23 protein-coding genes and 1 pseudogene are annotated in these 20400 nt (G+C 67.3%); 21 read left to right on the top strand and 3 right to left on the bottom strand.

All coding sequences use genetic code 11. The features are described from left to right. Positions 1-71: 71 nt before the first annotated feature. On the bottom strand, positions 72-1991 hold the full coding sequence (gene parE / locus AC3A4T_RS02455) for a DNA topoisomerase IV subunit B (protein ID WP_487673916.1): 1920 nt from the start codon (positions 1989-1991) through the stop codon (positions 72-74). Between the two features lie 452 nt (positions 1992-2443). On the opposite strand from parE, the gene AC3A4T_RS02450 reads away from it, so the two are divergent. The 14 genes and pseudogenes from AC3A4T_RS02450 (at position 2444) to AC3A4T_RS02385 (ending at position 12921) form a co-directional block, all read left to right on the top strand. Beyond that, positions 2444-2854 (top strand): globin, encoded by a 411-nt coding sequence (locus tag AC3A4T_RS02450; RefSeq protein ID WP_487673915.1) that lies wholly within the window; start codon positions 2444-2446, stop codon positions 2852-2854. 229 nt (positions 2855-3083) lie between these two features. Next, on the top strand, positions 3084-3305 hold the full coding sequence (locus tag AC3A4T_RS02445; protein ID WP_487673914.1) for a hypothetical protein: 222 nt from the start codon (positions 3084-3086) through the stop codon (positions 3303-3305). A gap of 267 nt (positions 3306-3572) precedes the next feature. Further along, entirely contained in the window at positions 3573-3998 is a 426-nt protein-coding gene (locus AC3A4T_RS02440; protein ID WP_487673913.1) for a hypothetical protein, read from the top strand. A 12-nt stretch (positions 3999-4010) separates the two neighbouring features. Further along, on the top strand, positions 4011-4397 hold the full coding sequence (locus AC3A4T_RS02435) for a DUF488 domain-containing protein (protein ID WP_487673912.1): 387 nt from the start codon (positions 4011-4013) through the stop codon (positions 4395-4397). 293 nt (positions 4398-4690) lie between these two features. Continuing rightward, a complete protein-coding gene (pyrG, locus tag AC3A4T_RS02430; protein ID WP_056111081.1) occupies positions 4691-6349 on the top strand; it encodes a CTP synthase in 1659 nt (552 codons plus the stop codon). After that, positions 6346-6639, top strand: coding sequence for a hypothetical protein (locus AC3A4T_RS02425; RefSeq protein WP_487673911.1), 294 nt, complete (start codon positions 6346-6348; stop codon positions 6637-6639). Before pyrG ends, AC3A4T_RS02425 begins: the two co-directional genes overlap by 4 nt. A 42-nt stretch (positions 6640-6681) precedes the next feature. Next, positions 6682-7515, top strand: coding sequence for a 3-deoxy-8-phosphooctulonate synthase (gene kdsA, locus AC3A4T_RS02420; RefSeq protein ID WP_046657456.1), 834 nt, complete (start codon positions 6682-6684; stop codon positions 7513-7515). Between the two features lie 57 nt (positions 7516-7572). Continuing rightward, positions 7573-7839: a helix-hairpin-helix domain-containing protein gene (locus AC3A4T_RS02415; protein ID WP_487673910.1), complete on the top strand. Its 267-nt coding sequence runs from the start codon at positions 7573-7575 to the stop codon at positions 7837-7839. Beyond that, positions 7836-9122: a phosphopyruvate hydratase gene (eno, locus tag AC3A4T_RS02410; RefSeq protein WP_487673909.1), complete on the top strand. Its 1287-nt coding sequence runs from the start codon at positions 7836-7838 to the stop codon at positions 9120-9122. Before AC3A4T_RS02415 ends, eno begins: the two co-directional genes overlap by 4 nt. Before the next feature lie 20 nt (positions 9123-9142). Then, positions 9143-9514, top strand: a pseudogene (gene ftsB, locus AC3A4T_RS02405) (cell division protein FtsB); the annotation flags it as partial. 180 nt (positions 9515-9694) lie between these two features. Further along, entirely contained in the window at positions 9695-10381 is a 687-nt protein-coding gene (gene ispD, locus AC3A4T_RS02400) for a 2-C-methyl-D-erythritol 4-phosphate cytidylyltransferase (protein ID WP_487673908.1), read from the top strand. Positions 10382-10823: 442 nt separating this feature from the next. After that, positions 10824-11297, top strand: a complete 474-nt coding sequence (gene ispF / locus AC3A4T_RS02395) for a 2-C-methyl-D-erythritol 2,4-cyclodiphosphate synthase (RefSeq protein ID WP_487673907.1) — start codon at positions 10824-10826, stop codon at positions 11295-11297. Positions 11298-11457: 160 nt separating this feature from the next. Next, positions 11458-12495: a tRNA pseudouridine(13) synthase TruD gene (gene truD / locus AC3A4T_RS02390; protein WP_487674035.1), complete on the top strand. Its 1038-nt coding sequence runs from the start codon at positions 11458-11460 to the stop codon at positions 12493-12495. A gap of 180 nt (positions 12496-12675) precedes the next feature. Further along, positions 12676-12921: a hypothetical protein gene (locus AC3A4T_RS02385; protein WP_148650462.1), complete on the top strand. Its 246-nt coding sequence runs from the start codon at positions 12676-12678 to the stop codon at positions 12919-12921. A gap of 18 nt (positions 12922-12939) precedes the next feature. Here AC3A4T_RS02385 and AC3A4T_RS02380 read toward each other — a convergent pair whose 3' ends face one another. After that, positions 12940-13518, bottom strand: coding sequence for a Smr/MutS family protein (locus AC3A4T_RS02380; RefSeq protein WP_487673906.1), 579 nt, complete (start codon positions 13516-13518; stop codon positions 12940-12942). A gap of 570 nt (positions 13519-14088) precedes the next feature. After that, positions 14089-14802 carry a helix-turn-helix transcriptional regulator gene (locus tag AC3A4T_RS02375; protein ID WP_162253663.1) on the bottom strand — a complete coding sequence of 238 codons (714 nt, stop codon included), beginning with the start codon at positions 14800-14802 and terminating at the stop codon, positions 14089-14091. A gap of 166 nt (positions 14803-14968) precedes the next feature. Here AC3A4T_RS02375 and surE point away from each other — a divergent pair, with 166 nt between their 5' ends. From surE to AC3A4T_RS02340, 7 genes are all read left to right on the top strand, one after another. Then, entirely contained in the window at positions 14969-15769 is an 801-nt protein-coding gene (surE, locus tag AC3A4T_RS02370) for a 5'/3'-nucleotidase SurE (RefSeq protein ID WP_487673905.1), read from the top strand. Beyond that, on the top strand, positions 15766-16446 hold the full coding sequence (locus AC3A4T_RS02365) for a protein-L-isoaspartate(D-aspartate) O-methyltransferase (RefSeq protein ID WP_036114076.1): 681 nt from the start codon (positions 15766-15768) through the stop codon (positions 16444-16446). The genes surE and AC3A4T_RS02365 overlap by 4 nt, the downstream gene beginning before the upstream one ends. A gap of 25 nt (positions 16447-16471) precedes the next feature. Then, positions 16472-17083, top strand: coding sequence for a YqaA family protein (locus AC3A4T_RS02360; protein WP_487673904.1), 612 nt, complete (start codon positions 16472-16474; stop codon positions 17081-17083). A gap of 97 nt (positions 17084-17180) precedes the next feature. Continuing rightward, positions 17181-17993 (top strand): peptidoglycan DD-metalloendopeptidase family protein, encoded by an 813-nt coding sequence (locus AC3A4T_RS02355; RefSeq protein ID WP_487673903.1) that lies wholly within the window; start codon positions 17181-17183, stop codon positions 17991-17993. A gap of 43 nt (positions 17994-18036) precedes the next feature. Further along, complete coding sequence (locus AC3A4T_RS02350; RefSeq protein WP_487673902.1) at positions 18037-18330, top strand: hypothetical protein; 294 nt, start codon at positions 18037-18039, stop codon at positions 18328-18330. Between the two features lie 137 nt (positions 18331-18467). Continuing rightward, entirely contained in the window at positions 18468-19100 is a 633-nt protein-coding gene (locus AC3A4T_RS02345; RefSeq protein ID WP_487673901.1) for a hypothetical protein, read from the top strand. After that, complete coding sequence (locus AC3A4T_RS02340; RefSeq protein WP_487673900.1) at positions 19097-20302, top strand: hypothetical protein; 1206 nt, start codon at positions 19097-19099, stop codon at positions 20300-20302. The genes AC3A4T_RS02345 and AC3A4T_RS02340 overlap by 4 nt, the downstream gene beginning before the upstream one ends. Positions 20303-20400 lie beyond the last annotated feature (98 nt).

Below are 20400 nucleotides of genomic sequence, written 5' to 3'. Positions count from 1 at the left end.
GCGTCATACGAAGACGGCATCGATTGAGGCGTGATGCACGCCTGCCAGGCCGTGCATCAACAAGCTGTGCATCAAACTTCCAGCGTCGCCAGATCGCCCTTCGTCTCCAGCCAGGCCTTGCGGTCGCTGGCGCGCTTCTTGGCCAGCAGCATGTCCATCAGCGAGTGGGTCTGGGCGTTGTCGTCGATGGTCAGCTGGACCAGGCGGCGGGTGTCGGGGTGGATGGTCGACTCGCGCAGCTGCGAGGCGTTCATCTCGCCCAGGCCCTTGAAGCGGGTGACGTTGACCGCGCCGCTCAGGCCCTTCTTGCGATCGCCTTTCTCGCGCTCGATCTTTTCCAGCAGGATGCGCTTTTCCTCTTCGTCGAGCGCGTAGAACACGGTCTTGCCCACGTCGACGCGGAACAGCGGCGGCATCGCCACGAAGATGTGGCCGGCCGCGACCAGCGCCGGGAAGTGGCGCAGGAACAAGGCGCTGAGCAAGGTCGCGATGTGCAGGCCGTCGGAGTCGGCGTCGGCCAGGATCACCACCTTGCCGTAGCGTAGCCCGCCGATGTCTTCCTTGCCCGGATCGCAGCCGATCGCGACCGCGAGGTCGTGCACTTCCTGCGAACCCAGCACGCTGCCGGACGCGACTTCCCAGGTGTTGAGGATCTTGCCGCGCAGCGGCAGGATCGCCTGGAAGTCCTTGTCGCGCGCCTGCCGCGCGCTGCCGCCGGCCGAGTCGCCCTCGACCAGGAACAGCTCGGTGCGCGACAGATCCTGCGAGGAGCAGTCGGCGAGCTTGCCGGGCAGGGCCGGGCCCTGGGTGATCTTCTTGCGGGTGATCTGCTTTTCGGTCTTCAGGCGCGCGGCGGCGCGCTCGATCGCCAACTGCGCGATCTTCTCGCCGAGTTCGGTGTGCTGGTTGAGCCACAGCGAGAACGCGTCGTGCGCGGCGCCTTCGACGAAGCCGGCGGCCTGGCGCGAGGACAGGCGTTCCTTGGTCTGACCGCTGAACTGCGGGTCGGTCATCTTGATGCTGAGCACGAACGCGACCCGGTCCCACACGTCTTCCGGCGCCAGTTTCACGCCGCGCGGCAGCAGGTTGCGGAAATCGCAGAACTCGCGCAGCGCGTCGGTGAAACCGGTGCGCAGGCCGTTGACGTGGGTGCCGTGCTGGGCGGTCGGGATCAGGTTGACGTAGCTTTCCTGGGTCAGCTCGCCGTCCGGCGCCCAGGCAACGGCCCAGTCGGCGACTTCGTTTTCTTTCTTGAGCTGGCCGACGAACAGATCCGGCGGCAGCAGTTCGCGCTGCGGCTGGCCGTCGCGCAGTTCGCTGGACAGGTAATCGCGCAGGCCGTCTTCGTAATACCATTCGGTGCGTTCGCCGGTGGCTTCGTCGAACAGCTTGACGTTGAGGCCCGGACACAGCACCGCCTTGGCGCGCAGGATGTGCTTGATCGAGCGCAGGTTGAACTTGGGCGTATCGAAGTACTTGGCGTCGGGCCAGAAGCGCACGCGAGTGCCGGTGTTCTTCTTGCCGACATTGCCGACCACTTCCAACGGGGTGGCGCGGTCGCCGTTGTTGAAGGTCATGCGGTATTCGTTGCCGTCGCGCTTGATGTGCACTTCGACCAGCTTGGACAGCGCGTTGACCACGCTGACGCCGACGCCGTGCAGGCCGCCGGAGAAGGTGTAGTTCTTGTTGCTGAACTTACCGCCGGCGTGCAGGCGGGTCAGGATCAGCTCGACGCCGGGGACTTTCTCCTCCGGGTGGATGTCGACCGGCATGCCGCGGCCGTCGTCGGAGACCTCGCAGCTGCCGTCGGCGTGCAGGATCACCTCGATGCTGCGGGCGTGGCCGGCCAGGGCCTCGTCGACCGAGTTGTCGATGACTTCCTGGGCCAGGTGGTTCGGCCGGCTGGTGTCGGTGTACATGCCCGGGCGGCGTTTGACCGGGTCCAGGCCGGAAAGGACTTCGATGTCGGCGGCGTTATAGCGACTGCTCATTAACTGTTGGGTCTGGCCGTGGGGTTCGGAGCGGCGAGGATGAAGACGGCGGGCGGGGTGGTCAAGCCGGCCGGGGTGATGGGCGAATGAAAAGCTTGGCGGGCCGGCGTCTCGCCCGCTGCGACGCTCGCGCCGGCGGGTGTCGGCGGTGGCGCGGCGCGCGGTGGCGGGTCGCGCTGAGGGCCGCTCAGCGGCCCGGGCGGGCTGCGTCCTATCGTCGCAGCGGTGGCGGCGACGCGGCCGGGTTCGCGCGGCGATCGTCGGTCATGCACGCCGAAACCGGCGGTCGAGACCGCGAACGTGGCGCCAACGCGCCGCCTAACCGGTCGCCGAGCCGCCCGCGCGCGCGATCCAACGGCGGTTTTCGGCATGCCCGGAGCTGATCTGGCGCAAGGTGGGCCGGGTCGGACGCTGCCATCCTGCGCGCCGTTTTCACCCATGCAGGAGGCACCGTGTCGGTCCAGGATTCCTACGACGATTTGCAGCAAAGTTACGGACGCTGTCTGGTCCGCAAGGGCTTCATCGAACGGTTCTACGAGATTTTCATGGCCAGCCACCCGGACGTGGCGCCGCTGTTCGAACGCACCGATTTCCAGAAACAGCGGCTGGCGCTGCGCCGCGGCATCAGCGTGGCGATCTTCCACGCCGCCGGCAGCGCGGTGGTGCGGCGGACCTGCGAGGAAATGGCCGACGCCCATTGCCGGCGCGGTCGCACCCCGATCGCGCCGGGGCTGTATCCGTACTGGATCAACAGCCTGCTGCTGGCGGTGCGCGAATACGACGAGCAGGCCGACGACGCCCTGCTGGGGCGCTGGCGCACGGCGATGCAGTCGGTCACGGGGATGTTCAGCGCGCGCTATTGAGGCCCGCCCGTTGCGATGCCGCCATCGTTGAAGTCGCGCGCAGCCAGCCTCATATCCATACCGGTCCGCGGCGCCCCGGCCGACCGGACCCCTCATTCAGGCCGCAGCGAGGGTAGCGGGGCTAGGGTTCGCGGCGTCGATGCATGCGTCGCACGCCCCGACCGCCCCGCAACGGGCCAGGCGCGTCCCGCGCCGGCCCGGCGCCGGTTTCACTTGTCAGGAGTCCACCATGAAGATCCGCTCGCTGTTGCTGCCCGCCGTCATCGCCGCCGCCCTGACCGTGCTGATCGCGCCCGCCGCGTTCGCCCAGCAGGACCCGCAGGCCGACAAGAAGGCCGAAGACGCCAAGAAAGCCGAGGACGCGAAGAAGGCCGAGGCCAAGAAGAAGGCCGACGCCGAGAAGAAGTCCGGCGACCGCGGCGTGGAGCCGGAGGAAGAGGGCGACAAGTAACGCAGTCGCGCTGTTTGCATGCGATGACGAAGAGCCCCGGTTCGCCGGGGCTTTTTCGTGCCTGCCGATCATCCTTGCCGCTTTACCCACGCAAGCCGTAGGGCGCCATGACAAAGAAGGCGGGCGGCGGTAGCCGATGACGAGGCTTGCGGTAGCGTCACGCGCTACTTCTCGTGCGGATTGTCGGCCCATGCGGCATGGTGACCGGGCCCGCCCTACTATCTCGGCAGCCTGCTGCGATGGCGGGGTCTGCACCGGGAGCTATGCATGAAACGGATGCTGTTGGCGGGGATACGGGTTGTCGTCGGCTTGTGTCTGCAGATCGTCGGACTGTTCTGCGCGCTGCAGTTTCTGCCGTTGAGCGACGAGTTCGAGCAGCGGGGGGTCGGTTCGGTGATGCTGTTCTTCTGCATCGTGGGCGTCACCGGCGCGGTCTGCGGCCTGGTCGCGCGCCGGTATCTTCTGCTGCCCGCGTTGCTGCTGTTCTTGGGGCTGTGGGCCGCTTTCATCAGTCTCGACCAGTCGCCTGAAATAAAGCTGGGTCAAGAAACCTATATGGACGGGGTGGTCGAACGTCTGTTGCAGATAGTGATCTCCAGCGCGACCTTGGCCGGGGGCATCGTGCTCGGCTACCGCTGGGCGCGCAAGTTTTGGCCGGCCGCTCGCGTCGACACCCAGGCTCCGGCGCCATAGAGGACAGCATCGATGGCGATACGCATCGTCAGACTCGGCAGCTCGCGCAGCGAAGGCGAGGGCACTCGCATCGGCACCGTGCGTCGCCCGCCGCGCGGCGTGCCCAAGGCCGAATTCGCCTCGCGCGATTGGTACGACGTGTGGTTTCCCAACCTCGCGCCGAGCCTGGAAACGATGAAGCAGGCGCAGGCCGCGCAGACGCCGGCGCAGTGGAAGGCCTTCGTGCGCAAGTACAAGGCCGAGATGGCCGCGCCCGATGCCAGTCATGCGATCGAGCTGCTGGCGACGATGTCGCAGCACAGCGATTTCTCGGTCGGTTGCTACTGCGAGAACGAATCGCATTGCCATCGGTCGATTCTGCGCGAGTTGCTGCTGGCGCGCGGGGCGAAGCTGGCCTAGTTCGAAGAGCTCCGCGCAGCCGACCCAGGCGACCGGGCGGCGTGGATCCTGGTCGTGGCAGGCCGGATCGGCGCGAGCCCGGACATCGTCGGCGCCGGTTGCCGGGCCTGCCGCGGGAGCTGTCAGGCGCGGGCGGCTCGCCCGCACGACCCGCCCGGTTTTGGCAAAAATCCGGGTAGAACCGCGTCGTTCAAGGCGTTGCCGGGTTCGGTCCGGGTCCGGCGTGGATGTCAAGCAGTCGCGGCTTCACCGGCGAGCCTGTAAACTACGGCTTTCCAGCGGCAGCAAAATCCATGACTCCCCTGATTTTCGTCACCGGCGGCGTGGTGTCCTCCTTGGGCAAGGGCATCGCAGCGGCCTCGTTGGCGGCCATCCTCGAAGCGCGCGGCCTGCGCGTGACGATGATGAAGCTCGACCCCTACATCAACGTCGATCCGGGCACCATGAGCCCGTTCCAGCACGGCGAGGTCTACGTCACCGACGACGGCGCCGAGACAGACCTGGACCTCGGCCACTACGAGCGCTACCTGCGCACGCGCCTGAGCCGCAAGAATTCGATCACCACCGGCCGCATCTACGAGAACGTGATCCGCAAGGAACGCCGCGGCGATTACCTCGGCGGCACCGTGCAGGTGATCCCGCACATCACCGACGAGATCAAGCGCCTGATCGTCGAGGCCACCGAAGGCTTCGACGTGGCCCTGGTCGAGGTCGGCGGCACGGTCGGCGACATCGAGTCGCTGCCGTTCCTGGAAGCGATCCGCCAGCTGCGCACCGAGCGCGGCCCCGAGTTCGCCTTGTTCATGCACCTCACCCTGGTGCCGTACATCGCCGCGGCCGGCGAGCTCAAGACCAAGCCGACCCAGCATTCGGTCAAGGAACTGCGCTCCATCGGTATTCAACCCGATGTGCTGCTGTGCCGCAGCGAACAGCCGCTGCCCGACAGCGACCGCCGCAAGATCGCCTTGTTCACCAACGTGCCGGAAAAAGCCGTCATTTCGGCGGTCGATCTGGACAATATCTACAAGCTGCCGCAGTGGTTCCACGAGCAGGGCCTCGACGCCATCGTGCTCGACCGCCTGCGCATCCAGTGCGGCCCGGCCGAACTGTCGGAGTGGAACGAAGTCGTCGACGCCAGCGAGCATCCGGTCGACGAAGTCACCATCGCCGTGGTCGGCAAGTACATCGACCATCAGGACGCGTACAAGTCGCTGTCCGAGGCGCTCAAGCACGGCGGCCTGCGCCAGCGCACCAAGGTCAAGCTGAAGTGGCTCGAATCCAGCGAGATCGAGCGCGATGGCGTGGAATCGCTCAAGGGCGTCGACGGCATCCTGGTGCCGGGCGGCTTCGGCGATCGTGGCTTCGAAGGCAAGGTCAGCACGGCGAAATACGCGCGCGAAAACAAGATCCCGTATTTCGGCATCTGTTACGGCATGCAGGCGGCGGTGGTCGATTACGCGCGCCACGTGGTCGGACTGGACAACGCCAACAGCTCCGAGAACGACAAGCACAGCCCGCACCCGGTGATCGGCCTGATCACCGAATGGCGCACCGCCACCGGCGAAGTCGAGCGCCGCACCGAAACCAGCGACCTCGGCGGCACCATGCGCCTGGGCCTGCAGGACCAGCGGATCAAGCCCGGCACCCTGGCGCGCGAGTTGTACGGCAAGGACGTGGTCGGCGAACGTCACCGTCACCGCTACGAATTCAACAACCGCTACCGCACCCAGTTGGAAGACGCTGGCCTGATCATCTCGGCCAAGTCGATGGACGACCTGCTGGTGGAAATGGTCGAACTGCCGCGCACCGCGCATCCGTGGTACCTGGCCTGCCAGGCGCACCCGGAATTCCTGTCCACGCCGCGCGATGGCCACCCGTTGTTCATCGGCTTCGTGCGCGCCGCGCGCGAGGCCAAGGCCGGCGGCAAGCTGCTCAAGGAAGTACGGGGATGACCCCGGCCGCGCAGGCCGCGCCCGCCCGCTCCACGGCGCTGAAGCTCGGCGCCTGGCTGGCGGCGGCCTGCCTGGCGCTGCCGCTGTTGAGCGCGGTGCTGTATCAGCAGTGGCAGCAAACCACCGGCGCGAGCGATGCCTACGCGATGATGGCGACGTTGTTCCTGATCGGCACCGTGGTGATCGAAGTGCCTTTGCTGCTGATCACCGTGGTCGTGCTGGTGATCGCAGCGGTAAACCATCGACGTAGCCGCCGGAGCGCCACCTCGGCGCCCGGATCGGCAGCGTGATCCAGCCCCCTGAGCGGCCCCCTGTTCAATTGGAAACACACCATGAAACTCTGCGGTTTTGACGTCGGCCTGGATCAACCGTTCTTCCTGATCGCCGGCCCGTGCGTGATCGAATCGATGCAGTTGCAGCTCGATGTCGCCGGCCAGCTCAAGGAGATCACCTCCGCGCTCGGCATCCCCTTCATCTTCAAGTCCAGCTTCGACAAGGCCAACCGCACCTCGGCGACGAGTTTTCGCGGCCCGGGTGTGGAGGAGGGGCTCAAGGTGCTGGCCGAGGTCAAGCGCCAGATCGGCGTGCCGGTGCTGACCGACGTGCACGAGTACACGCCGCTGGCCGAGGTCGCCTCGGTGGTCGACGTGCTGCAGACCCCGGCGTTCCTGTGCCGGCAGACCGACTTCATCCAGAACGTGGCGCGCGCCGGCAAGCCGGTCAACATCAAGAAAGGCCAGTTCCTGTCGCCGTGGGAGATGAAACACGTCACCGCCAAGGCGCAGGCGGTCGGCAACGAGCAGATCATGGCCTGCGAACGCGGCGCCAGCTTCGGCTACAACAATCTGGTTTCCGACATGCGCTCGCTGTCGGTGATGCGCGACACCGGCTGCCCGGTGGTGTTCGACGCGACCCATTCGGTGCAGTTGCCCGGCGGCATGGACGGCAAGTCCGGCGGCCAGCGCGAGTTCGTGCCGGTGCTGGCGCGCGCGGCGATCGCGGTCGGCGTCTCGGGCGTGTTCATGGAAACCCACCCGCGCCCCGAGGAAGCCCTGTCCGACGGCCCCAACGCGGTGCCGCTGCCGAAGATGCGCGGCCTGCTGGAGACCCTGGTCGAACTGGACCGGATCACCAAGAAGAACGGATTTCTGGAACAGGATTTCTGACCGGCGGGTCGGCGCTCGCCGGCCCGTCCCAGCGCAGACCCGCAGAGCGCCGATGCTTTGACTTCGATCCGCTTCAACCCGCTCGAACGTGACGCCATGCTGGCGCTCAAGGGCGTCGGCGAAACCGTGATCGGCCGGCTTGAGCAAATCGGCTACGGGTCGCTGGCACAATTGCGCGACGCCGACCCCGTGACCGTCTGCGCTCAGGTCGCCGGCGTGCTGCGTTCGACCTGTTGGAGCAATAGCCCACAGGCACGCGGCGCGATCTCGGCTATCGTTCACCTCGCCAACTCTTTCCCCTCCTCCCTTATCCGGCCGACATGACCTCGATCACCCAGATCCACGCCCGCGAAATCCTCGACAGCCGAGGCAACCCGACCCTGGAAGCCGAGGTCACCCTGGCCGACGGCAGCTTCGGCCGGGCCCTGGTCCCGTCCGGCGCCTCCACCGGCAGCAAGGAAGCCGTGGAACTGCGCGACGGCGACAAGACCCGCTACCTCGGCAAGGGCGTGCGCAAGGCGGTGGAGAACGTCAACACCACCATCGCCCAGGCGCTCAAGGGCCTGGACGCGACCGATCAGGCCGGCCTCGACCGTCGAATGATCGATCTGGACGGCACCGAGAACAAAGGCCGCCTGGGCGCGAACGCGCTGCTGGGGGTTTCGCTGGCCAACGCCCACGCGGTGGCCGCGTCGAAGAAGTTGCCGCTGTGGAAGTACCTGGCCGGCGACCGCCAGGCCGTGCTGCCGGTGCCGATGATGAACATCATCAACGGCGGCGCGCATGCCGATAACAATGTCGACCTGCAGGAATTCATGATCCTGCCGGTCGGCGTGCCGAACTTCGCCGAAGCGCTGCGCGCCGGCGCCGAGGTGTTCCATGCGCTCAAATCGGTGCTCAAGGGCCGCGGCCTGAGCACTGCGGTCGGCGACGAGGGCGGTTTCGCGCCGGACCTGCGCAGTAATGAAGAGGCGCTGGAAACCATCCTGGAAGCGATTGGCAAGGCCGGTTACAAGGCCGGCGAAGACATCCTGCTGGGCCTGGACGTGGCCTCCACCGAGTTCTTTGATAACGGCAAGTACCACCTGGTCGGCGAAGGCAAGCGCCTGACCAGCGAGCAGTTCGTCGATTTCCTCGCCGGCTGGGCCGCGCAGTACCCGATCATCACCATCGAAGACGGCATGGCCGAGGACGACTGGAACGGCTGGAAGCTGCTTACCGACAAGCTCGGCGGCAAGGTGCAACTGGTCGGCGACGATCTGTTCGTCACCAATCCGAAGATCTTCGCCGAGGGCATCGACAAGGGCGTGGCCAATGCGATCCTGATCAAGGTCAACCAGATCGGCACCCTGACCGAAACCCTGGAAGCCATCGCGATGGCCGACCGCGCCCACTATGCGGCGGTGGTCTCGCACCGTTCCGGCGAAACCGAGGACACCACCATCGCCGACATCTCGGTCGCGACCACCGCGACCCAGATCAAGACCGGCTCGCTGTGCCGCAGCGACCGCGTGGCCAAGTACAACCAGTTGCTGCGCATCGAGGAAGCGCTCGGCGCGGGCGCTCGTTACGCCGGCCGCGACGCGTTCGTGTCGCTGCGTCGCTGAGCGCGGCCGGGTCCGCCACGATGAGCGAGAAGACGGGCAGGGGCTGGCTGGGCGTGCTGGTATTGGCGCTGCTGGGCCTGCTCGCCTTCCTGCAATACCGCTTGTGGTGGGCCAGCGGCAATGGCGGCGGCGTGTCGGCGTTACAGGCCCAGGTCGACGGGCAGGTCCGCGAAAATCAGGGATTGCAGCAGCGTAACGATGCGCTCGCGGCCGAAGTCGAGGACCTCAAGTCCGGCGAAGCCGCGGTCGAGGAACGCGCGCGCAGCGAATTGGGCATGATCAAGCCGGGCGAGACCTTCTATCGCGTGGTCGAAGCGCGGCCGTCGGCGCCCGGTCCCAACGCGGCGGCGGCGGTCAGCGCGGTCCAGAACGGCCCGGTGCAGGACGTGCCCGATGCGGACGCCGAGCCGGGCCTGGAAGAGCAGGTCGACGAACCGCCGACCGAACTGCCGCCGGCTGCGCCCGAACCTCACCCCGCGCCGGCTCCCGCGCATTGATCCGATCGGCGCCGCCCGCGCGCGGGCGGTTCGATCCAATCGAGGCGGGCCTTACATGATCTTCTGGAGCGCCGCATGATCTGGGCCGTGATTCCCGCCGCCGGCAGCGGCCGGCGCTTCGGCGGGCCAACCCCGAAGCAATACCTGCAGGCGGCCGGCAAGCCGCTGATCGAACACGCCCTGAACGCGCTGCTGTCGCATCCGCGTATCGCAGGGGCGATGGTCGCGTTGTCGGCCGACGACGAACGCTGGCCGGGCTGGACCGAGCTGTGCGGTAAACCGGTGCTGCGCTGCGTCGGCGGCGGCGAACGCGCCGATTCGGTGCTGGCGGCCTTGCGCGCCTTGCCGGCGCAGGTCGGCGAGCGCGCGCTGGTGCTGGTGCATGACGCGGCGCGGCCTAACCTGCGCGGCGAAGATATCGACCGGCTGATCGCCGCGGCCGAGTCCGGCGCGGACGGTGCGGTTCTGGGCGCACCGCTGCGCGACACCCTCAAGCGCGCCGAATCCGGCCGCATCGCGAGGACCGAGCCGCGCGACGGCCTGTGGCGCGCGTTCACCCCGCAGGCATTCGCGCGCGGCGCGCTGACCGCGGCGCTGAGCGACGCGGCGGCGCGGGGCGTGATCGTGACCGACGAGGCGTCGGCGATGGAGCTGGTTGGCGCGAAGCCGGTGTTGGTCGAGGGGCGCGAGGATAATTTGAAGGTGACGACGCCGGCGGATCTGGTGTTGGCGGAGTTTTTGTTGAGGGCGGGGCGGGGGTGATTGGTGGGGTGTTGGGAGAGGCGATGCTTGGTCTGCTGGTCTGCTGGTCTGCTGGTCTGCTGATTTGATGATCGAACGCCAACGCCAACGCCAACGCCAACGCCAACGCCGATTGTCGACTGCTCGACAAGTCGACAGTTTGAAAAACCGATAGATCGGTACTTTGGTTTGCCGATGGATCATTTGGGTGTTGCGCCGTTGGCATTTCCGTCTCAGAGACTTCAGCGCGTTCCAACCAGCCCGTCATTCCCGCGAAGGCGGGAATCCAGCGACTCTCGTGCGAGAACGTTTGAAGTCACTGGATTCCCGCCTTCGCGGGAATGACGATAGGTAAGTACGCTGTTCCCGATTCCCGATTCCCGATTCCCGATTCCCGATCCCCAATCCCCAATCCCCAATCCCCAATCCCCAATCCCCAATCCCGACCCAGAGACCCCAACCCATGCGCATAGGCCAAGGCTACGACGTCCACGCATTCGGCGACGGCGACCACGTCATGCTCGGCGGCGTGCGGGTGCCGCACGATCGCGGCGTGCTCGCGCATTCCGACGGTGACGTGGTCCTGCACGCGCTGTGCGATGCGATGCTCGGCGCGCTCGCGCTCGGCGACATCGGCCAGCACTTTCCGCCCAGCGACGAACGCTGGCGCGGCGCCGACAGCCGTACGTTCCTGCGTCACTGCAACCGCCTGATCGGCGAACGCGGCTACTGCCTCGGCAACGCCGACATCACCGTGGTCTGCGAACGGCCGAAGGTCGGCCCGCATGCGCTGGCGATGCGCGAGGCGATCGCGGCCGATCTGGGCGTCGAGGTCGATGCGATCAGCGTCAAGGCCACCACCTCGGAACAACTGGGATTCACCGGCCGCCGCGAAGGCATCGCGGCGATGGCGGTATGCCTGCTGCTGCGCGCCTGAGCGCGCCGCGTCGCGAGTAACGCCGCGCGATTACGCTACTTCACTGCAATACGCTTCCACGGATCAGCACGACTTGAATTTCCCCGACCAGACCTCGCACGACCCCTCGCACGACGCTCCGACCGCCAACATCGAAGCTACGTCCGCGTCCGAACACGGCCTGCCGCGCGCCCACGGCGCGCCCGCGCTGCGCGCGCGCATCCGCAATGCGCCGGAGGATTTCCGGGTCGAGGAACTGCCCGGTTTCGCCGCCAGCGGCAGCGGCGAGCATCTGCTGCTGACCATCGAGAAGCGCGGCATGAACACCGCGTTCGCGGCCAAGCGGCTGGCGGCCTGGGCCGGCATCGGCGAGGTCGGCATCGGCTATGCCGGAATGAAGGACCGCCACGCGGTCACTGTGCAGCGTTTCAGCGTGCATCTGCCCAAGCGCGTCGCGCCCGATCTGGCCTTGCTGGAAAGCGACGACCTGCGCGTGCTCGAACACCAGTGGCACGCCAAGAAACTGCCGCGCGGCGCGTTGGCCGGCAATCGCTTCGTGTTGACCTTGCGCAACGTCGAGGGCGAGCGCGAGGCGATCGAAGCGCGACTGGCGCAGATCGCCGCGCACGGCGTGCCCAACTATTTCGGCGAACAACGTTTCGGCCGCGGCGGCGACAACGTCGCCAATGCGCTGGCGATGTTCGCCGGCCGCCGCATGGGCCGCGAGCAGCGCAGCATGCTGCTGTCGGCGGCGCGTTCGGAATTGTTCAACCGGGTGCTGGCCGCGCGCGTGCTCGACCGCAGTTGGAGCGGTCTGCGCGAGGGCGCGCCGCTGGCCGGCGAGGTCTGGGCGCTGGCCGGCAGCCGCAGCGTGTTCGGTCCAGAGCCGTGGAACGACACCTTGGCGCAGCGCCTTGCCGAATTCGACCTGCACCCCAGCGGCCCGTTGTGGGGCCGCGGCGAACTGCGCAGCCAGGACGAAGTGCGCGAACTGGAACTGTCGGCCCTGCAAGGCGAACAAGCGGCGGCATTGCGCGCCGGCCTGGAACTGGCCGGCCTGGATCAGGAACGGCGCGCGCTGCGGCTGCGCCCGGACGCGCCAGCGTGGCGCTGGCTCGAGGACGATGTGCTGGAAGTCGGCTTCGCCTTGCCGGCCGGCGCCTACGCGACCGTGGTCCTGGCCGAACTGGGCGAGATCGAATCCGGCGCCTACGCCTGACCAATCCCGAATCCCGAATCCCCAATCCCGGCCCCTAAACAACCGCTCGTCGGGTGGTATCGGCCGGCACTGGATCACGATTTCAGCGGGCGTATAAGCCAAGTAACAGTCGGCAGGGGCCGGCTGCCGCCCGGCTCCGGTTTCGGGACCGGGTTCCATGCACGTCAGGGAGCCCAGGTCATGAACGCTCTATCGCGTATTGCCGTCCTGTCGTTGTCCGTTCTGGGGTTGGCCGCTTGCGCCGGCACCCAGGCCCGCAGCAGCTATGTCGAACCCGCCAGCGTCGCGCCGCAGGCCTCTTCGGAAATGAGCCGCGACGATCGCTACATCGCCACGGTCGAGCGTATCGCCCGGCGCCGCGGCATCGGCGTGGTGTGGATCAATCCGCCCAATCGCGAACGCGCCGTGGCGCAGCAGGTCGAATAAGCGCGATCGCCGCGCCGCTCAGCGCCGTCGCTGCGGCGGCGCGAGCAACACCAGCACCGCGCCGGTGCCGCCCTGCGCGGGCGGCGCGGAGTGGAAGGCGAGGATGTCCGCGCGATGGCGCAGCATCCGGTCGACCAGATTCTTGAGCACCGGCAAACCGCGGCTGTCGACATAGTCGCTGCTGCCGTTGCGGCCCTTGCCGTGGATCACCCGCACGCAACCCAGACCGTGCTCGCGCGCATCGTTGAGGAAGGCGCGCAGCAGCGCTTCGGCTTCGCGCGCCGGGCTGCCGTGCAGGTCGAGTTCCTCCTGCGCCGAGATCTCGCCGCGGCGCAGGCGCGCGAATACTCGCGGCGGCAATTCGTCGCGGCGATAACTCAGGGCGTCGCCGGCTTCGAGCAGGCTCTCGTCGAGGGCGTGACGGAATTCCTCGCGCGCCAGCGCCTCGTCGCGTTCGGCCATGCGCGCGCGCGGCCGCGGCTTGGGCGCGGTCGGTGGCAGAACCGCATCGGGCAAGCGGCGGACCTCGCCGATCGCGGCGCGGAACAGGGCCGCGTCGTCGCTGTCGTCGTCGGGGCGGTCGGGCGGGGGCGTCATGCCCACAGGATAGTCGGCGCCGGGCCGCGGTGCAGGCAACGGGCGGGTGATCGGGCCGCATCGTCGAAACCGGGCCATCGAACCCGGCGCGATCAGACGCCGCGCATCAAGCGCCGCGCGATTAAAAGCCCCGGCCCTTCCTTGGGACTTGCGGACCGTCGGTATCGGGCCGGCACCGGGGAAAACTGCTGCCGCGGTGTCGGTCGGCAAGTCCCCTCGCGCAAGCGCGCATGCCTCGACGTGTACCGCGGTGCGAAGTTGAACATGGCGCGCGCGGCACCGATGCGGCGCCTGTAAGAACTGACAGGCGCATGCATGAGCGGGCAGGGCAGTGCGAACGCGCCGCATCGCCGATGAGGCCAACGCGCTGCGAGTGCGCAGACTCAAGGCGAAAGCTTGATGTGCTTTGGATAACGCATCGGCCGAGCGATCCTGCTGGATACGGCTCGGACCGGTCAGTCCTGAGGCAGGCCATCGACAGCAGTCGACGAAACGGCAGATTCGGCAAAGTGCCGGTCGGTCAGGTGACCCGGACGTCCCACGCAATGCGGACCGCGCGCCGTCACCGCCTCACAGCAGGATCAACCCCAGCGCCACCGCGCGCGCGCAGGCCGCGCGCCGGCCCTTGACGCCCAACTTGCGCGAGACCTGCTGCAGATGGAAATTCACCGTGCGCTCGCTGATGCGCAGGATCATCGAGATCTCCCACGAGGTCTTGCCGACCGCCGACCAGCGCAGCACTTCGCATTCGCGCTCGCTCAGGCGCGGCGCGCTGCGCGGCCGCCGCAGCAGGCGATCGATAGCGGCGTGCATGCAGCTGACGAAATACACCGACTCGCCGATCAGCGGGATCAGCTCGCGCGGATCGAGCACGGCCTTGTGGGTGAAGGTGGTGAAGGCCCAATGGGTCGACGGCGACCAGCTCGGCACGGTGATGCCGCCGTGCAGGCCGAATTCGCCGGCCTGGATCAGGGTCTTGCGCGTGCGCTGGGCCAGCGAGGCGCCGGGCGGTTCGTAGTTGGTGCGGCCGCGCGAATTCCAGGCCGCCGCCGGAAAACCCTCGCGCGACATCACGATGCGCGGATCGGTCTGCTCGGCCTGCGGCGTGAACAGGCGCGGATAGGTCTTGGACCAGTCGCTGTCGAAATCCTCGAAGAACAGGAAGTCCGCGCCGCCGCTCAGCGGTTCGCGCAGTTTCGTCGCATAGCCGTGATGCTCGAAGCCGATGGCCTTGGTATACGCCGCGGTGAACGACTTCACCTCGTCCATCGTGTTGGCGCGCATCACGCGATCGATATGATCCCAATACTCCATGCCGTGCTGTGTACCTGCGTCCCGGCGGTCGTGGGCTCATCATAACGCCGCTCGGCCGCCGCGTGCGGCGCGGGGGCGCCGGCCATATCGGGTATCATCCGGGGCTGGTTTGCCAGTTTTTTACTTGCGGAGTCTCATGCGCGTATTGGTCTCCAACGACGACGGTGTCGACGCCCCCGGCATTCGCATCCTCGCCCAGGGCCTGCGCGACGCCGGTCACGAAGTGCTGGTGGTCGCGCCCGACCGCGACCGCTCCGGCGCGAGCAATTCGCTGACCCTGGACATGCCTGTGCGCGTGAGCAAGCTCGACGACAGCACCTGGCGCGTCTACGGCACGCCGACCGACTGCGTGCATGTGGCGATCACCGGCATGCTCGAGGTCGAGCCCGACATCGTCGTGTCCGGCATCAACAACACCGCCAACATGGGCGACGACGTGATCTATTCGGGCACCGTCGCCGCGGCGATGGAAGGCCGCTTCCTCGGCCTGCCCGCGGTCGCGGTGTCGCTGGCGACCGCCGACCACGTCGGCCATCACTACGAAAGCGCCGCGCGCGCGGCGGTCGAGATCATCGCCCGCCTGCGCACCGACCCGTTGCCGGCCGACACCATCCTCAACGTCAACGTGCCCGACCTGCCGTGGAGCGAGATCGCCGGGTTCGAAGTCAGCCGCCTGGGCAATCGCCATCGCGCCGAAGCCTGCGTGCAGCAGCAGGACCCGCGCGGCCGCCAGTGGTGGTGGATCGGCGCGGCCGGCGCCGAGGCCGACGCCGGCCCGGGCACCGATTTCAACGCGGTGCGCACCGGCAATATCTCGATCACCCCGATCCACGTTGATCTGACCCGCTATCAGGCGCTGGAGCAGGTCGCCAGCTGGGTCGGCGGCCTGGCCAGCGCACTCGATGGCGCGGCGCCGGACGCGGAGCGCTCGCAATGATCCAGCGCATGCGTCTGCAGCCCGAGGCGATCGGCAGCGGGCTGACCTCGCAGCGGGTCCGCGACCGCCTGGTCGAGCGCCTGCGCGAATCGGGCCTGCGCGACGAGCGCGTGCTCAACGCGATCCGCACCGTGCCGCGGCATCTGTTCGTCGACGAAGCGTTGGCGATGCGCGCCTACGAAGACACCGCGCTGCCGATCGGCCACGGCCAGACCATTTCCCAGCCGTGGGTGGTGGCCAAGATGACCGAGGCCCTGCTCGAGGACGGCATTCCCGGCAAGGTGCTGGAAATCGGCACCGGTTCGGGCTATCAGGCCGCGATCCTGGCCGCGCTGGGCCTGGAAGTGCATACCGTCGAACGCATCGGCGAACTGCTGCGCACCGCGCGCAAGCGCTTTCGCCAATTGGGCTTGAACGTGCGCAGCAAGCACGATGACGGCCGCATCGGCTGGCCCGAGAACGGCCCGTTCGACGCGATCATCGTCACCGCCGCGGCGCCGGCGCTGGTCGACGCGCTCACCGACCAGCTCGCGCCCAACGGCACCCTGATCGCGCCGGTCGGCGCGGCTTCGTCGCAGTCGCTGCTCAAGCTGCGCAAGGACGCCGACGGCACCATCAGCCAACACACGCTCGCGCCGGTGGTGTTCGTGCCGCTGCTGTCGGGCATGATCGACTGAACACGATTCGCGACAGAGGCACGATTTGAAGATCTTCGGACCGCTCTACGAGCGCACCATCGCCTGGGCCCGGCACAAGCACGCCCCGGCCTACCTCACCGGCCTGAGCTTCATCGAGGCGATCATCTTTCCGGTGATGCCGGAGGTGATGCTCGCGCCGATGTGCGTCGCCCAGCCGCGGCGCGCGTTCTGGTTCGCGACCTTGAGCCTGATCGGCTCGATGGCCGGCGCGCTGGTCGGTTATGCGCTGGGCCATTACGCGTTCGAAGCGCTCAAGCCGGTGTTCGCCTCGCTGGGCATGCTGACCAGCATCGAAGCGGGCATCGCCACGGTCCAGGCCAAGATGGTCGAGTCGCCGTGGGCGGTGTTCACCTTCCTGGTGCTCGGCGGCTTCATGCCGATTCCGATGAAGGTGTTCACCTGGGCGTCGGGCATCGTCGGCGTGCCTATGCTGCAATACATCCCGAGCATGTTGATCGGCCGCGGCAAGCGCGTGTACCTGCTGGCGCTGGCGATCCGCATCGGCGGCGAACGCGCCGAGCAGGCGCTGCGCCGTTACATCGAGCCGATCGGCTGGATCGCCACCTTGATCGTGGCCGGCGCGATCGCCTGGCTGGTGTGGCGTTCACAGCAATAAGCCGCGCCCGCCGCCAGACTGTTCGCGACGGCTGTACTTAATTCAGGAATTAACCCGAGGCGATCGGCGCGACGATCGACGCGGCACGAGGACAGGCATGACCCACACGACCCGAACCCCGACCCTGGCGATGGCCGCTTGCGTGCTGGCCGCGCTCGCCCTGATCGGTTGTTCGAGCACGGTCGTGCGCGAGCCCTCGCGCGGCGGCCACAGCCGTCCGGGCTCGTCGGCGCGTCCCGGCGGTTCGCGTCCGTCCACCCCGTCGCAGCCGGCGTCCAAGCCCAAGTACGGCGCCACCTACACCGTGCAGCGCGGCGAAGGCCTGTACCGCATCGCCGCCAACAACGGCATCCAGCTCGCCGACCTGGCCGCCTGGAACAACCTGTCGCCGCCGTACAACCTGTACCCGGGGCAGCGCCTGCGCCTGTATCCGTCCAACGGCAGCCGCCCGTCGGCGTCGTCGGGTTCTTCGTCGGCCGGCGCCACGCCGCCGCGCACCAGCACGCCCGCGCCGACCCCGGCCGCGCCGATCAACAGCGGCATCCGCTGGCGCTGGCCGGCCGACGGCCCGCTGCTGGGCCGCTACGTCGCCAACGAACCGACCAAACAGGGCGTCGACATCGGCGGCGCCAGCGGCACGCCGGTGCGCGCCGCGGCCGATGGCGTGGTGGTGTATTCGGGCACCGGCCTGGTCGGCTACGGCGAACTGATCATCGTCAAGCACAACGAACAATGGCTGTCGGCCTACGGCCACAACCGCAAGCGCCTGGTCAACGAAGGTCAGTTGGTCAAGGCCGGCGAACAGATCGCCGAGATGGGCCGCAGCGGCGCCGCGCGCGACATGCTGCACTTCGAAGTGCGCTACAACGCCAAGCCGGTCGATCCGTTGTTGTACCTGCCGGCGAAGTAACCGATCGCGCACCCGCCGTTGCGGCGGGGCGCCGGGCGAGCCCATGGATTTCGCGACTTTGAAAGCGGCCTGGCCATGGACCGACATCGTCGACTGTCCGGGCCGGTTCGTGCTCAAGCATGCCGATCCCGCGCTGATGCCCGCGGACCTGCTCGGTTCGGATATCGCTGTGTCCGAACACCGCAGCGCCTTGGCGCGCGACGCGATTGTCGTCGCGTGGCTGACCGATGGCGGTCTGATTTCCTATCGACGGGCCGACGGCGGCTGGCTGCATACGCTCAATACGCCCGAAGGCATGGCGCGAAAACTGTCGCAGTTGGGTCTGGCGCCGCCTTAGGCGCCGACGCGCATCGTTGCCGCGCCTGCCATTGGACGGTACGCAGCGGCTCGATGTTGGGGTGCGGACGCATCCGCCCGAGTGCGGTGAGCCGGATCGGTGCAGAATAAGCCGGCGAAACAGCCTGAAGGATCAGCATGTCGACATCGCCGCTTGAAGCCCATATCGAGCCGTTGCCGGATTCGCTCGAAGATGGCGATGAGCTTCAATGGGACGTCGCGGACGGCCGCGATGGCATGTCGGGGAAAATTCAGAGCCGGCCACTCAACCCGCACGACCGGGTGGTGTTGGCTTCCATGCGCGAAGGCTGCGATGGAATTATCGGTTTTCTGGGCGCGATGGCGCTGATCATCGCGATCTGCTTAGGTCTGAGCGGGATTTACACCCTCGATGTGGGTGCGATCGCGGCCGTCGCGTCGGTCGTCGTCTGCCTTCTGGCCGCAGTGGGTTTCCTGCTGTCGAAAGAGGACGGCAAGCTGCAGTCCGATCTGGATGCGGGCATCAAATTGATCGCCTCGGGCCGCATCGTCCGCATGGGCTCCGAAGAGACCACCGGTCCGGGCTTCCTCACCGTGGTCATCGACGAAACGCCCGCGCGGCAGATCAAGTTCTTCGTGGAAAAGCGCTTGTACTTGCAGGTCAAGCCGGACGACCTCGTGCGCATCGCCTACGTCCCGCTCAGCAATACGATCCTTCAGTTGAGGACCGAACATTGCCGCTATTGCCGGCGTCCAGATCCAGACAAGGTCCGGGCGGGCACCTCGGCATGACGGCATCGTCCGGCGAAAACAACACTCAGCCGCTGAGCCAGGACGAGATCGCTCGCCTGGATGCCCTCAAATCCAACGGAGCGTTGGGTGCGATAGCGATCGTCGTGATCATGCTGTTGATGGTGTGGACGACATGGGGGCGTTACGGCGCTTTCTTGATCGCGGTGGCCGTAGTCCTTGGCCTCGCACTGGCGGCGTTGACGGCGCTGGTCAGTTTCGCCACCAACGCGAACCTTCAGGCCGACATGGACGGCGGCATCAAGCGGCTCGCCGTGGCGACGGTGGTGAAAGTAACTCACGACGGCGAGCAATCGCGCTACCGCATCGAGCTGCGAACCGAGGAAACGCCGCCATGCACGCTCGAATTCGACCCGCCGGCCCTCGTGTTTTTCGAGGTTGAATACGGCGAGCAAGTCCGGGTCGCCTATGCGCCGGCCAGCAAGACCGTCATCAGCGTCGTCGCGGTGGGATGCGAGTACGATTTCGCCGCGCCGGACGTGGCCCTGCAGGCCGCGCTGGCGCCCGCGAGCTCGGCCGATTCGCGTTTGCAACAACGCAGGGCGCAGCGTGATGCGGCGCGCGCACTGCGGCGGAAAACCTTGTCCGCGCCCTCGGATCCCGATCTCCAGCAGGCGTCTGCAGCGCTTCGCACGGAAGAGCCCGCGGCGAGCAGCGAAGACACGCCGCAGCGCCAGACCGGACCGCTCAACGAACACGAGCGGAAGATCTTGACCGCGAGGCGGACGAGTGGCTGCGGAATGATCGCTGCGTTGGGCGTCGTGGGCCTGGTTTTCGCGGCGGTGCTGATGTTGGCCGGCGTGAAGGACATGGGCGCAGGCGCGATCTCGGTCGTTGTGGTCGCCGCTCTAGTGGCGGTGGCCCTGATGGTGTTCATCACATCGAACGAAGACGACAAGGTGCAGTCCGATCTCGACACGGGGATCAAGCTCAGCGTCCGCGGCCGCATCAGCCATATGCGGACCGAGAGTTCCGAAGGCGGCAGTCCTTCTTGCTTCATCACGGTGACGGTCGATGAGTCGCCGCCGCGGACGATCGTATTCCTGGTGGAAAGCCGCTTGTTCCATGCGCTGCTGCCGCAGGATGCGGTGCGCATCGTCTACGCGCCAGTCAGCAAGACCATTCTGCATCTGCGGACCGACTCGTACAGCTACTCGCTGCGGGAGTCGGATCGGGCGCGATAGCTAGCGTTCGGCGCCGTCGCCTTGCTCGCGACGATTGGTACGGGTATCGCCCACACTTTCATTGATCGTCGACGTTTGGCGCGCTCCGGCGGTCGAGG

The sequence above is a fragment of the Lysobacter sp. Soil_N_51 genome, from assembly GCF_057655755.1.
This window is presented reverse-complemented; position numbering and strand designations above follow the sequence as displayed.